The sequence below is a fragment of the Shewanella sp. DC2-4 genome, assembly GCF_013248875.1.
Taxonomy (GTDB): Bacteria; Pseudomonadota; Gammaproteobacteria; order Enterobacterales; family Shewanellaceae; genus Shewanella; species Shewanella oncorhynchi.
The window spans coordinates 4,276,114-4,289,218 of sequence record NZ_JABRVR010000002.1 but is presented as its reverse complement, the minus strand read 5'-3'; the positions used below and the strand labels follow the sequence as shown (position 1 = coordinate 4,289,218).

The window sequence follows — 13,105 nt, the reverse complement described above, 5'->3', positions numbered from 1 at the left end:
CGTTAACCTGTATAAGAAATATGCGAACAAGGACACATTACCTCTATTTTCGTCATTGTTTGTGGTTTTAGTGGGCCCTAATTGGAGGCTTAACTAAGTACCATATGCCTAACGTCGGCTCGATTTACCTAACATGCCACCTAATATACCGCGCAAAATTTGTTTACCTAATTGGCTTCCAACCGTGCGTGCCGCTTGTTTTGACAAGGTTTCAGCTAACCCTTGGCGGCGCTTATTACCAAAAATAAGTTCACTGAACCAACCTTGTTCCTCAGCTTTTTGGCCCGTTTGCACATCACTTGCTGTGGATGTGGTGTCGCTGGTGGCGTTACCAACTCGTCTTTGGTTAAGGCGTTCGTAGGCCGATTCGCGGTTGATTAACTGATCGTATTTACCTCCAATCGGGCTTTGGGCGCGGACTTGTTGTAACTCCTCACTTGTGGCGGGTCCCATGCGGCAACGTGGCGGTGCGATGAGCGCGCGCTCGACCATAGTTGGCACGCCTTTGTCGGCTAACATAGACACTAAGGCTTCACCTACAGCGAGCTGGGATATGACGTCGCTAACAACCAGTTTGGGGTTAGGCACAAAGGTTTCGGCGGCGGTTTTAACGGCCTTTTGATCCCTTGGCGTGTAAGCTCGCAGGGCATGTTGAATACGATTACCTAATTGTCCGAGAATTTCGCTTGGGACATCATCAGGAAATTGCGAGCAAAAATAAACGCCTACGCCTTTTGAGCGAATTAGGCGCATGATCTGTTCGACGCGTTTTAATAGACTCGGTGGGCAACCCTCAAAGAGTAAATGCGCCTCATCGATAAAAAACACTAGCTTAGGTTTTTCGGGATCGCCGACTTCGGGCAGATTCTCAAATAATTCTGAGAGTAGCCATAGTAAAAAACTTGAATATAAACGGGGAGTTAAAATCAGTTTGTTTGCTGCTAATAAATTAATAATGCCGCGTCCTTGCAAATTAGTGCGCATTAAATCTTCAAGCTGTAACGCGGGTTCACCAAAAAAGTCTTTGCCACCATCGCGCTCTAATCCTAGTACCGAGCGTTGAATTGCTGCGAGGGATTGGGCGCTGATTAAACCATATTTGGCGGAGATTTCTTTGCGTTCCTCGGCAACTAAGGCCAGCATGGCCCGCAGATCATCTAAGTCGAGCAGTAATAACCCTTGGTCGTCCGCTAGTTGAAAGACTATGTCTAAAATACCGCTCTGGGTGTCATTCAATTCTAAAATTCGGCCGAGTAAGGTTGGGCCCATTTCGCTGATGGTGGTACGCAGCGGGTGGCCTTGAACGCCCGCTAAATCCCATAACACCACAGGGTTGGCTTCGTTGTGATAATCCTCAATGCCAATTTGAGTTGCCCTTTGTAATAGCTTTTCACTTGGGGTACCCGCCATCGCTAGACCCGAGATATCGCCTTTAACGTCTGTGATAAAAACCGGCACGCCTTGGCGTGAAAAACCTTCGGCAATACTCATCAGCGACACGGTTTTGCCTGTCCCTGTGGCACCGGCAATTAACCCATGGCGATTGGCATACTTAAGATTTAAGTGAACCTGTTGTTCACCTTTTCCTATTAATAGCGTATTCAAAGGCATTCCTTAATGTTAACGGTAGGGCTTATATTGGAATCGTTGCAGCATCCTTATTTTAGCCACTGTGTATTTAATCCACTTTAGTGTCGTCGTTCATGCGTATAAAAATTCATCATTGAGTGTTGGCCTTCGCGTAATTTATGTCAACATGGGGCCTGAATAAGCTTGATATCACTTAGCAAAAATGTGTGATTGGCAATATGGGCGTTACCTATGAATAAGGTGTGTTATTTTTGTCATTCACTGAGGCGTGCTTGATGGTGAAATTCCCTTTGATTATGCTGCTCTTGTTCTTTACTGTGCAGACATCTGCATGCACCGAATGAGTCTGTGGTGCAAGAACCTGTGTTGAATCTTATGAGCCTATGCGAGATAAACAGCGCTGTGTTGCTGAGGCGGATAAAAGCCGTTATCAGTATGCAAAAGTAAAAGTAGTAGAAGAAAATCAACGGCTGAAAATGGCCATAGAACAAGCCACTCAAAAATCGTTAATGTAGAAAGGATATCTATGAAAGGTGCGGGCGGAACACAGGGCGGGACGGGACAATTTTTTATGGGTCTTGCCATGATGTGTGGCGGATTTTATTTATTGTTCAATGCAATACAGGTGAGCTCTAGTTTTGGACTGGGCTATGGCTTATATCGAGTGAATGCCTTTGGGCAAGGTATGTCGATTACCACAGGCATGGTGATGCTACCGTTTATTATCGGCATTGTGATGGTGTTTTTTGACGCTAAGAGTAAGTTAGCTTGGCTGTTGAGTTTAGGTTCGCTTACGGCCTTGGTTGTGGGCGTGATCAGCTCGATTCAATTCCACTTTAAATCCATGTCGGCCTTTGAACTTATCGTGATCCTCGTTTTGGCCTTTGGTGGTTTAGGGTTGTTTTTACGCTCACTAAAAGACGCGCCCACAAGCGATACACAAGCGAAATAATCACTAGACTCTTAATCACTAGGCGCTAGAGTGCAAATACGAAATCAGAGTTTTGCATCTAAGCGACTTTAATAGCGGTTTAATGAAAGTTTTAACTACAGAGTGAAGGAATGCGATGCGCTGGCGTGACACTGATAGAAGCTCCAATATCGAAGACAGACGCGGCCAGCAAATGGCATCTGCGGGTGTGCCGAGTGCCTTGTTACTCAGGTTCTTGCCCTTTTTGCTGAGAACTAAACTTGGTCGTGTGGTGTTGCTCATCGGCGGCATTTATATTGCTTTTCAGTATTTTACCGGTGGTCTGTCACTCGACCCGAATACTCAAGCTCATCTTAGCCAATCCCAATCTAGCTCAACGACCGCGGTACAGGATGAGAATGCCCAGTTTGTGGCGGCCATTTTAGGCACCACAGAAACCGTTTGGGGCCAGTTACTCAAAGGGCAATATCGAGAGCCGAAGTTAGTGCTTTATCGCAATATGACCTCCACTGGCTGCGGTATGGGACAGGCGCAGTCTGGGCCTTTCTATTGCCCCGCCGATAGCAAGGTGTATATCGATCTTAGCTTTCTTGATGAGCTTAAAACCTTAGGCGCGCCCGGTGATTTTGCCTTTGCCTATGTGATTGCCCACGAGGTAGGCCACCATGTGCAAAACCTGCTGGGCACTAGCACTAAGGTGCGCCAAGCCCAGCAATCTGGCAGTAAAGTGCAGGCGAATCAATTGAGTGTCGCGCTTGAATTACAAGCAGATTGCTACGCAGGTATTTGGGGGCATTATGTCAATCAACAACTTAACTTACTTGAAGCGGGCGATTTAGCGGAAGGTATTGCCGCCGCCAGTGCTGTGGGTGACGATCGTCTGCAAAAGATGGCGGGTCGCGCCGTACAGCCCGATGCTTTTACCCACGGCAGTTCGGCGCAGCGGGTGAAATGGTTTAAGACAGGGTTTGATTCGGGTAATCTCGCCAGTTGTAATACCTTTGCGGCGAAGTGATTTTGTGTGATATCTCAAATACGTACCGAACAGAAATGCAAGGATAACTGAGTGGCCTTTAACGATACCTTTAGATTGAGCAGCCACGCGGTTATCACTAATGCGCAGGGACAAGTGCTGTTGCTTAAGGCCAATTACGGTAACTTTGCTTGGGGCTTGCCCGGCGGCGCACTCGAGCCCGGTGAAACGATTCACGAGGCTTTAGTGCGCGAATGCCAAGAGGAATTGGGGTTAAGTGTGCGGGTTAACTATTTGAGCGGCGTGTATTATCACAGTGCCTATCAATCCCAAGCTTTTATCTTTCGTTGTGAACTGTTGTTGCCTGATGGGCCTGAGGTGGCAAAAAATGTGGCAGAAGGTGAGCCATTGCCGATCCACTTAAGCCACGAACATTCAGAGTTTGCCTTCCACGATATCGATACCCTTAGCGCGGTGCAGCAGCAAAGAATTAAAGATTGCCTCAATTTCAACGGGATTGTCATGAGCGCAAAGTTTTAATGCTTTACTGGCAAACCGCCGGCCGTTAATCGGCTTGGGTTTGCGCGAGCAAGGTTTCTAAGCAATGTTCCTTGATCCCGTAATAGGCTTTGATGTCAGCAATTTGCGCGAGGATTGCGGCGCTGTCTTTCTGATTATTTTGTGGCTTTTTAACGGCCAAAATCATCTTATTTTTATTGGTATGTTCTAGGCTGATAAATTCAAACACCTTAGTCGCATAACCGTTGGCTTCCAAAAATAGCGCACGTAATGAATCCGTCACCATTTCAGCCTGTTGGCCCATGTGCACCCCATATTGCAGCATAGGTTTAAACAATTCTGGGCTGTGCATCTGCGGTCGAATTTGTTTATGGCAGCAAGGCGAGCACATGATGATGTCGGCATTGGCGCGAATACCATAATGAATCGCATAGTCAGTGGCGATATCGCAGGCGTGCAGGGCGATCATCACATCGGTTTGCTTAGGCGCATGGGTTCTCACATCGCCGCAGACAAACGACAATCCTTGATGATCGAGCGTTGCCGCCGTTTCATTACATAAATCGGCCAAGGCTTGGCGTAATTCCACCCCAGTCACCTGCGCATCATTGTGAAGGCTATGGCGAAGGTAATCATGGATTGCAAAGGTGAGATAGCCTTTGCCAGACCCAAAATCGACCACATTGATCGGTTGGTCATTCTTGTGGGGTGAGGCTTCGAGCGCTTGGCTAAAAACCTCAATAAACTTATTGATTTGCTTCCATTTGCGCGACATCGCAGGGATAAGATTATGTTGGCTGTCCGTCACCCCTAGCTTGGCCAGGAAGGGACGTTCAATATCCACAAAACGCTTTTTCTCACGGTCATGTTCTAATGGCGCCGCGACAGCTTGTTTAACGTTATGTGTGCTGATTTGGACTTTGCCTTTTTTGCTGATCTCAAGCTGAACTTCTGCCTGCGCCGTAGCTAAGTGGGCACTCTTAAAATCGCTACCGAGTAACAGTTTTATGCTGGCTAAGCCTTCGTCATAACTCAGGTTTTTTGTGATGTGATTCGTCTGATGCTGATACACAAACGACAGCACAGGTTCATTTTGCAAACTAATCGGCCGAATCGTAATGCGCTGCAAGCTTTTATCTGCCCCTCGGTACTTACTCAACAATAGTTTGATCAGACTATTCTTCGCCAAGCTGTCAGCCAAAAGCTGGTAAAAATCATCAAAAGAATTAAGCGCTGAATGGGACATTATTGTTTCCGAAAAAGTAACCAAGAAAAACAGGGTGAGTATTCTAACCGCGATCCGCCGCTACCTAAAGTTATTCTCATCGAGAAGGGGTTTGGGGCAGAGCTCCGCTGCTGATCTATCTGTTGAAATTCGTAATCTCGTGTAGGTTTTTGGCAAGCGGGATTTTGTCCCAACTCTTGTTTGAATTATTTAATCAAAGTCAAAGTCGTGGGGCTTCACCCCCTGATGTTTTAATCAAAAGTCGACCAAGGAGGACTGCTCGTCCTATCCTCCTTCCTATTTATAAACAATCAGCCAAGACGCCCCTAACGGAGTTGAAAGCCCCTTGTGCTCATTGCCAAATTTGCTATCGCTTCCGAAGGATGCGTCCCTGCACCTGCGAAAGCTAGCTCGCCATCCATGCCGAGACTCACGCAATTTGTCATTTCGCCCTGCGGCAACTCCGAGGGTATGGCGTATTCCTTTGATTGTTGAGTTATCTGATTACCATTAACAGCAATAAAGAGTTGTGGATCTCCTGTTTCACCATGCTTCATAGTCGGTAAATAATGATTTGATTTTATACCGCCAAAATTTAGTGAGCCAAAGATAGAAACGGTAAACATCTTCTCGCTTTCTTGGTGTAACAATGTATTGAACGTGATGCGATAGCAGTGATAACTTACTGTCATATATTAATTTTGCCCTAAAAGTTTAAACCTACTCGTATCTTTGTTTGGGTTTAACTATAAGTACGGGGAAAACTCCCCTTAGGCATTAAAGTCAAAGGCGCAGTACAAGGAATATTATGAAACCGCGTATGTTCATTCTGTTAACAGCCATCCCTCTGACAATTGCTATTACTGGTTGCAGTGAAGAACTTGCAAACAAGAAAGCCGAGCAAGCAAAATTACTGCAGCAACATATAAGCTCAATTGTTTCTGCTTGTACAGGAACACTATCTTTATCAACTTAGATAACTGGCGACTTTGAAAATCCGGCCACAACAATAAGCTGTTCTGAAATGGATAAAAAAAGTGATTTTTTTCATGAAATGACCGAAAAGGACTTAGAGGTAATAAAAAACAATGTCAAAAAACTCAATTAGCCTTAATCAAGACGCTTAATGTTTACAAATTAAAGATTGGATAGGCATGTTTTCCATAATAGCAACTATATTGGTTACTTTTGGAATCCAAGCTTCAATAGATATGTCTGTTGAGATTGCCGCCCCAGTCTTGTTATTGCAATCCGCTATGATTTAGTTATACAAGCGGGAACAAAGATAAGGGTTAGTTGCTTTTTCGCCTTTTATCTTTGGCTGACAGAGATACTCAAAGGTTAATAGGATTAAGCACTGTCATGGAAGTGACCGTTGACGGCATGGATGCCGTCGTCGAGCCCTCAGGGATGAGTTAATGGCGTGTCACTGGAATGACAGTGCTTAATCGCTGAAACAGAATGATGAACACCCTCTTTATGAATAATTAATACAGCCTTGCATTTGCTCAATTCCTACCCTAAAAACAAAGATCTGTTACCGAAAAGCTGGATTCCCGCCCACAAGCATTGTGGGAATGACAGTGCTTAATCAATGTCGTCATTACAACACAAGCGCAAAGCAAGGTGCGGCAACTTGTCATTCGTCTTGTGGCCCTTGTCTAGTGGATCAAACGCGCAGGCGGGTTTTCTTCTGTTATAATGCCCCCTCGATTTTTTGGAGGCGAGAATGGACGTATCTTCTTTACTAGACGGCCTGAATGATAAGCAGCGCGAGGCTGTCGCGGCACCGCAATCTAGCATGTTAGTGTTGGCGGGCGCGGGCAGTGGTAAAACTCGGGTGTTGACCCACCGCATTGCGTGGCTGATGCAGGTTGAACAGCAGAGTCCTTACTCGATTCTTGCGGTGACGTTTACCAATAAAGCTGCGGCTGAGATGCGCGAGCGAGTTGAAAAAGTCGCTGGCACCAATATGGGCCGCATGTGGATTGGCACTTTCCACGGCTTGGCGCATCGCTTGTTGCGCACTCACTTCCAAGATGCGGGTTTACCGCAAAGTTTCCAAATCCTCGATTCTGACGATCAAGTGCGCTTGATCAAACGTATTCTTAAAAGCTTGAATTTGGATGAGAAACAATATCCTCCACGCCAAGCTCAGGGTTATATCAATGGTAAAAAAGACCAAGGATTACGCCCTAAACATATCGATGCGGGCGGTTTTCCGCTTGAGCAGAATCTGCTAAAAATCTATCAGGTTTACCAAGAGTCTTGTGACCGCGCTGGTTTAGTCGATTTTGCCGAAATCCTATTACGTGCCCATGAGTTATGGCTCAATAAGCCGCACTTGTTGGCCCATTATCAAGACAGATTCAAACATATTTTGGTGGACGAGTTCCAAGATACCAACGCGATCCAATATGCGTGGATCCGCGTGCTTGCCGGTCAAACTGCCAATGTGATGATAGTGGGTGATGACGACCAATCGATTTACGGTTGGCGCGGTGCTCAGGTTGAAAACCTACACCGATTCTTAAAAGATTTCCCGAGTGCGACCACGATTCGCCTCGAGCAAAACTATCGCTCGAAGGGCAATATCCTTAAAGCGTCCAACGCCTTAATCGCCAATAACCCAGAACGTATGGGCAAAGAGTTGTGGACGGATGAAGCCGATGGCGATCCGATTTCGCTCTATTGCGCCTTTAATGAAATGGACGAGGCGCGCTTTATTGTCGGTCGAATTAATGATTGGCACGAAAAGGGCGGCAACCTCAGTGATTGTGCGATTTTATATCGTTCTAACGCTCAGTCGCGGGTATTGGAAGAAGCCTTATTACACAAAGGGTTAGCCTATCGCATCTACGGCGGTTTACGCTTCTTCGAACGCCAAGAAATTAAAGATGCCATGGGTTACCTACGGCTGATTAATAACAAAGACGACGATGCGGCGTTTGAGCGTGTAGTGAATACGCCGCCCCGTGGCATTGGCGATCGCACTTTAGATATTTTGCGCTCCACGGCGCGCCAGCATGAGTTAACCCTGTGGCAGGCGAGTGTGCGTTTGCTCGACGAGAAAGTGCTTGCGGGTCGCGCAGCAAATTCTGTGCGTGGTTTCATGGACTTAATCATGACACTGCGTGAAGACACCCAAGATATGGTGCTGTATCGCATGGCCGATACAGTGATCCAAGCGTCGGGCCTTAAGGCCATGTATGAAGCCGAAAAGGGTGAAAAAGCCCACGCCAGAATCGAAAACTTAGAAGAACTCGTCACGGCGGCACGTACTTTTGAGCTGCCAGAAGAGCTGGAGGACATGGGCGAACTTAACGGTTTCCTATCCCACGCGGCGCTCGAAGCAGGTGAAGGCCAAGCCGATGCCTTTACCGATGCGGTGCAGCTAATGACACTGCATTCTGCCAAAGGGCTAGAGTTCACTATGGTGTTCATGGCGGGTGTCGAAGAAGGGATCTTCCCGAGTAAAATGGCGCTCGAAGAGGGCGATAGACTCGATGAAGAACGCCGTCTCTGCTATGTGGGCATGACCCGCGCCATGGAAAAACTCTACATTACCTATGCGGAATCGCGGCGCATTTATGGCCGCGAAGATTACGCTCGGCCGTCGCGTTTTATCAAAGAGATCCCGCCGCAATATGTGGATGAAATCCGTCTTAAGGCGCAGGTTTCAACGCCGATGGCGAATAATCGTTTTAGCGCCCCAAAATCGGCTGCCACAAACGATACCGGTTTTAACGTCGGCCAACGAGTCAATCACCCTAAATTTGGTGAAGGTAAAGTGACCAACTTTGAGGGCAGCGGCGCCCAAGGGCGCGTGCAAGTCAGCTTTACTGACTTTGGCAGCAAGTGGTTAGTGGTGGCTTACGCTCGGTTAGAGGCGCTTTAATACCTGCCCTGAACGCGATGAATGTCAGCTTTTTATGACACGCTTTTAGGGCGTAAATTCGCATCGGGAGAAGCATGGGTATATGATGCTAATCCTGAAACCGAGTGGAAACTTGAGGGTATTGGGAGTACCTAGTTAATGAATTTAAAGCAGAAGTGGGATGTGTATTCCCGTCTTACTCGAATCGACCGTCCCATAGGTACGCTATTGCTGATGTGGCCATGCTTGATGGCGCTGATGTTAGCAGCGGGTGGTATGCCCGATCTTAAGGTATTGATCATCTTTATTATTGGCGTGGTGATCATGCGTGCCTGTGGCTGCATTATTAACGACTATGCCGACCGCGATCTCGACTCTTTTGTGGAACGCACTAAATCTCGGCCGCTGGCCAGTGGCGAAATCAGCACGAAAGAAGCCTTGATACTGTTCGTCGTTTTAGGTTTATCTGCTTTTGGTTTAGTCTTATTACTCAATGGATTAGTGGTTAAATTATCCGTTGTTGGTATTATCCTCACTATCATTTATCCCTTCACTAAACGCATCACCAATATGCCGCAGATGTTTCTAGGCGTGGTGTGGAGTTGGTCTATCCCTATGGCTTACGCCGCGCAGACGGGTGAAGTACCCATCGAGGCTTGGTGGTTATTTGCGGCCAATTGGTTTTGGACTGTCGCCTACGATACCATGTATGCCATGGTCGATAGGGATGATGATTTAAAGGTGGGCATTAAATCCACTGCAATTTTGTTCGGTAAATATGACCGCCAAATCATAGGTTTATTTCAGCTTGCTGCGCTGGCTTGTTTTATCGCCGCCGGTTGGAGCGCCGATCGTGGTTTACTCTATGGCCTAGGTTTACTGACTTTTGTCGGCTTTAGTACTTACCAGCAAATGCTGATCTTTGATCGCGAACGAGCCCCTTGTTTTAAAGCGTTTCTCAATAACAATTGGGCTGGACTCGCATTATTTGTTGGGCTGGGCGCCGATTATTTAGTTTAGTGAGCATCATTTTTGTTGTGGAAGATCCTGATGGATCATCCACTGATTCTGTGGCGCTAATATTTGTTCTAAATCAATCTGGTGGATGTTGTCTTGGGAGATGACCTTGATAACTGGGCTCACTCTGTGGGGATAAGGCACACCTTCGAGTGCGCGTATTGCGAGATCGATGGCAATTCGAGCCTGCAATACTGGTGAGTCGCTGACCGTCGCGAGTAGCTGTTTTTTCTGCACTAATTCTATGGTCTGTGCATTCGAGTAGAATGCGATGACTTTTCCCGTTTTATTCCTACGCCCGTCTAAATAGCGCGCCGCGAAAGTGGCGGCAACTGCATTGGCGATCACATAATCTACACTTTGTTTAGTAAGCACTTTTCGCACTAAATCAGCTTGAATAAATAACTCCGTAGTGCCAAACCCTCCTTCAATTGTGTCGAACTCTTGTTTGGCTGCCGCCCGCCTAAATCCTTGTTCTGCTGCCATAACCCAAGAGGCGTCCTTAGGCCCTGGAAACCAAGCAACTTTAAGTTTCGCAGGCGCTTTATCGACAGGGTCTCGTTGCTGCGATGCAATATACTCAATCGCTGCCGCAGACATATCTTCAAAGCTGACTAAGGAGCGACTCGTGAGTTTGTCGGTCGCGATACCATTCACTAAATCAATAACAGGAATGCCCGCAGCAGAGAGTTGTTCGATATCCGCAATCAGTCCGTCAGCCGTATTTGCAGCAATAATATAGGCTTGAGCTTTGAGGGCTTGGCAATCATAGAGTTGTTGTTTTTGTTGCTCAATATTGTCATATCCTCCAGCATCATAAATGCCGAGAGTTACACCTTGGCGCTCGGCTTCCTGCGATAACCCAAAGGCGACGCCCCACCAATATTGGTCTTTACCATGGGGAAGTAAGGCGCAGATCCGCCATGCTTTTTTGGCTTGAGTGAGTGGTGTGTATGCCGTTTTTTTGCCATCAGCAACCACATCGGCGGGATACCAAGTTGCCTGCACTGCAAAGGCGAAAATATAGAGGATTAAGGTGAGGCAAATCCTGAGGGAGTAAGCGAAGAATGCAGTAAAGTGCATAGGATCATCATGTTAAGTTAACAATAGATTAAGCATAGATGAATGATCCATAGTTGCTAAGTCGATGCTAAATAAAGCTGATTTATTCTTAATAACCAGTGCCATGAAGTGTTATGGCACTTTTATGATGGGCAGCAGAGTGGTTGAAATTGTAGGGTCGTCTTACATTAGCAGGCTTTACGCTTTGACTTGTTCACTGAATGCTTAAGTTTACATTTCACGCTTAAGGCTTAATTGCCACAGCTGGTTTTTGCCATAGTGCTTAGTCTATAGTCATTGGCTTATAGTGGTTTTTTATGATCAATTTCATGCTTAGGTAACAAGGAATCGTTATGTTTATTCCGTCAGGATTTGCACGGGTTAGCCCGTATATGATGATCGCTGATGCCGATAGTTTAGTGGTTTTTTTACAGCAAGCCTTTGATGCTAAAGCGCTACATATTTCCCGTCGGGCTGATGGCAAAATAGCTAATGCACAGATGCAAATCGGCGACTGTTTATTTATGTTGAGTGAGGCGAGTGAAGCTTTTCCGCCTATGCCCGCATCCTATTATTTATATGTGGAAAATGCCGATAAAACGGTAGCTCAGGCACTCTCCGCTGCGGGTGAATTAGTGATGGAAGTGGCGAATATGCCCTATGGCGATCGCCAAGGTGGAGTGCGGGATCCCGTGGGCAATCTGTGGTGGATCTCCCAGCGTTTAGCCGCGGGGCCATATCAGGATTGAGCATCAAGTGATAACAAGTCAAAGGAGGTGATGTATGCCGTGCAAGTTAACCCGATTATTTGGAATCGAATTACCGATTATTCAAGCGCCGATGGCGGGTGTTCAGGGCAGTGCCTTAGCGATAGCTGTGTCGCAAGCGGGTGCGTTGGGATCTTTGCCCTGCGCCATGTTATCCCTCGAAGCCTTAGATACCGCCTTGGCACATATTCGCACCCAGACGACTAAGCCCATCAATGTAAACTTCTTTTGTCATCACGAACCTGAACCGCAAGCAGCGAAACAAGCCGCATGGCTTAATCAACTCGCGCCTTATTTTTCTGAGTTGGGTGTCAATTCTGATAGCCAAACCGTGGGGGCACAACGCGCGCCATATACCAGCACCCAGGCTGAAGTGTTAGCTAAATTTAAACCTGAGGTGGTGAGTTTTCATTTTGGCTTACCGAATGAAGATTTGTTGCTGGAGATAAAGTCTTGGGGTTCAAAAATCATTTCGACAGCGACAACTGTAGAAGAAGCCCTATGGCTTGAAGCGCGTGGTGCGGATGCCATTATTGCGCAGGGTTTAGAGGCCGGAGGTCACAGGGGGCATTTTTTATCCGATGATTTAACCGAGCAATTAGGCACTTTTAGTCTATTGCCGCAAATCATTGCCGCCGTTGATATTCCTGTTATTGCAGCGGGTGGCATAGTCGATGCCAAGACTGTGCGCGCCACTATGGCGATGGGCGCTTCGGCGGTGCAAGTGGGGACGGCATACTTACTCTGTCCCGAATGCACCACCAGTGATATTCACCGTGCCGCCCTGCAAAGTGAGGCAGCGCAGCATACGGCTCTGACTAACTTATTCACTGGTCGACCCGCCCGTGGAATTATGAATCGTTTTATGGCAGAGCTTGGCCCCATCAATAATGCAGCACCGGATTTTCCGCTCGCCTCCAATGCAGTCGCAGTATTGCGAAGCGCCGCTGAACAACAAGGATTTGGTGATTTTAGCCCACTTTGGTGCGGCCAAAATGCAACAGGTTGTCAGGCGATTCCCGCCGCAGAGCTGACGAGGCAATTGGCGTTAGGTTTGATGGTCTAATGCTCATTTTGAGCGTTTTTAAGCCAGCGTTGTATTCATGGTTTTATCCATTATGTTATTGATAAGCCAAGCTACTTT

The 13,105-nt window shown here is 47.0% G+C and carries 13 protein-coding genes; 9 read left to right on the top strand and 4 right to left on the bottom strand.

Annotated elements, in window-relative coordinates:
* Positions 1 to 108: 108 nt before the first annotated feature.
* On the bottom strand, positions 109 to 1,605 hold the full coding sequence (locus HQQ92_RS19495) for a helicase HerA-like domain-containing protein (RefSeq protein WP_173247818.1): 1,497 nt from the start codon (positions 1,603 to 1,605) through the stop codon (positions 109 to 111).
* Positions 1,606 to 1,973: 368 nt separating this feature from the next.
* Here HQQ92_RS19495 and HQQ92_RS23890 point away from each other — a divergent pair, with 368 nt between their 5' ends.
* From HQQ92_RS23890 to HQQ92_RS19475, 4 genes are all read left to right on the top strand, one after another.
* Positions 1,974 to 2,105 (top strand): hypothetical protein, encoded by a 132-nt coding sequence (locus HQQ92_RS23890; protein ID WP_302051425.1) that lies wholly within the window; start codon positions 1,974 to 1,976, stop codon positions 2,103 to 2,105.
* An 11-nt stretch (positions 2,106 to 2,116) separates the two neighbouring features.
* The gene (locus HQQ92_RS19485; RefSeq protein ID WP_107949438.1) at positions 2,117 to 2,542 is read left to right on the top strand and encodes a hypothetical protein; all 426 of its coding nucleotides are present in this window, start codon (positions 2,117 to 2,119) and stop codon (positions 2,540 to 2,542) included.
* A 115-nt stretch (positions 2,543 to 2,657) separates the two neighbouring features.
* Entirely contained in the window at positions 2,658 to 3,536 is an 879-nt protein-coding gene (locus tag HQQ92_RS19480) for a neutral zinc metallopeptidase (RefSeq protein ID WP_131524218.1), read from the top strand.
* A 51-nt stretch (positions 3,537 to 3,587) separates the two neighbouring features.
* On the top strand, positions 3,588 to 4,034 hold the full coding sequence (locus tag HQQ92_RS19475; protein WP_173247816.1) for an NUDIX hydrolase: 447 nt from the start codon (positions 3,588 to 3,590) through the stop codon (positions 4,032 to 4,034).
* A 25-nt stretch (positions 4,035 to 4,059) separates the two neighbouring features.
* On the opposite strand, the gene HQQ92_RS19470 is transcribed toward HQQ92_RS19475, so the two are convergent.
* Complete coding sequence (locus HQQ92_RS19470) at positions 4,060 to 5,259, bottom strand: SAM-dependent methyltransferase (RefSeq protein WP_173247814.1); 1,200 nt, start codon at positions 5,257 to 5,259, stop codon at positions 4,060 to 4,062.
* 305 nt (positions 5,260 to 5,564) lie between these two features.
* Positions 5,565 to 5,930, bottom strand: a complete 366-nt coding sequence (locus HQQ92_RS19465; RefSeq protein ID WP_173247812.1) for a hypothetical protein — start codon at positions 5,928 to 5,930, stop codon at positions 5,565 to 5,567.
* 116 nt (positions 5,931 to 6,046) lie between these two features.
* Here HQQ92_RS19465 and HQQ92_RS23785 point away from each other — a divergent pair, with 116 nt between their 5' ends.
* The 3 genes from HQQ92_RS23785 to ubiA all read left to right on the top strand — a co-directional run bounded on the left by HQQ92_RS23785 (position 6,047) and on the right by ubiA (position 10,135).
* Positions 6,047 to 6,214, top strand: coding sequence for a hypothetical protein (locus tag HQQ92_RS23785; protein WP_254306338.1), 168 nt, complete (start codon positions 6,047 to 6,049; stop codon positions 6,212 to 6,214).
* Positions 6,215 to 6,967: 753 nt separating this feature from the next.
* A complete protein-coding gene (gene uvrD, locus HQQ92_RS19455) occupies positions 6,968 to 9,136 on the top strand; it encodes a DNA helicase II (RefSeq protein ID WP_173247810.1) in 2,169 nt (722 codons plus the stop codon).
* Between the two features lie 138 nt (positions 9,137 to 9,274).
* Entirely contained in the window at positions 9,275 to 10,135 is an 861-nt protein-coding gene (gene ubiA, locus HQQ92_RS19450; protein ID WP_168827752.1) for a 4-hydroxybenzoate octaprenyltransferase, read from the top strand.
* Between the two features lie 6 nt (positions 10,136 to 10,141).
* On the opposite strand, the gene torT is transcribed toward ubiA, so the two are convergent.
* Complete coding sequence (gene torT / locus HQQ92_RS19445) at positions 10,142 to 11,215, bottom strand: TMAO reductase system periplasmic protein TorT (protein WP_173247808.1); 1,074 nt, start codon at positions 11,213 to 11,215, stop codon at positions 10,142 to 10,144.
* Between the two features lie 332 nt (positions 11,216 to 11,547).
* Between torT and HQQ92_RS19440 the strand changes: the two genes are divergently transcribed.
* Positions 11,548 to 11,943: a VOC family protein gene (locus HQQ92_RS19440; RefSeq protein ID WP_173247806.1), complete on the top strand. Its 396-nt coding sequence runs from the start codon at positions 11,548 to 11,550 to the stop codon at positions 11,941 to 11,943.
* A 34-nt stretch (positions 11,944 to 11,977) separates the two neighbouring features.
* Positions 11,978 to 13,027 (top strand): nitronate monooxygenase family protein, encoded by a 1,050-nt coding sequence (locus tag HQQ92_RS19435; protein ID WP_173247804.1) that lies wholly within the window; start codon positions 11,978 to 11,980, stop codon positions 13,025 to 13,027.
* Positions 13,028 to 13,105: the final 78 nt, after the last annotated feature.

Coding starts and splice junctions, on each gene's coding strand:
- HQQ92_RS23890 (WP_302051425.1), top strand. CDS start 1,974: ATGCGAGATAAACAGCGCTGTGTTGCTGAGGCGGATAAAAGCCGTTAT.
- HQQ92_RS19485 (WP_107949438.1), top strand. CDS start 2,117: ATGAAAGGTGCGGGCGGAACACAGGGCGGGACGGGACAATTTTTTATG.
- HQQ92_RS19480 (WP_131524218.1), top strand. CDS start 2,658: ATGCGCTGGCGTGACACTGATAGAAGCTCCAATATCGAAGACAGACGC.
- HQQ92_RS19470 (WP_173247814.1), bottom strand. CDS start 5,259: ATGTCCCATTCAGCGCTTAATTCTTTTGATGATTTTTACCAGCTTTTG.
- HQQ92_RS19465 (WP_173247812.1), bottom strand. CDS start 5,930: ATGACAGTAAGTTATCACTGCTATCGCATCACGTTCAATACATTGTTA.
- HQQ92_RS23785 (WP_254306338.1), top strand. CDS start 6,047: ATGAAACCGCGTATGTTCATTCTGTTAACAGCCATCCCTCTGACAATT.
- uvrD (WP_173247810.1), top strand. CDS start 6,968: ATGGACGTATCTTCTTTACTAGACGGCCTGAATGATAAGCAGCGCGAG.
- ubiA (WP_168827752.1), top strand. CDS start 9,275: ATGAATTTAAAGCAGAAGTGGGATGTGTATTCCCGTCTTACTCGAATC.
- torT (WP_173247808.1), bottom strand. CDS start 11,215: ATGCACTTTACTGCATTCTTCGCTTACTCCCTCAGGATTTGCCTCACC.
- HQQ92_RS19440 (WP_173247806.1), top strand. CDS start 11,548: ATGTTTATTCCGTCAGGATTTGCACGGGTTAGCCCGTATATGATGATC.
- HQQ92_RS19435 (WP_173247804.1), top strand. CDS start 11,978: ATGCCGTGCAAGTTAACCCGATTATTTGGAATCGAATTACCGATTATT.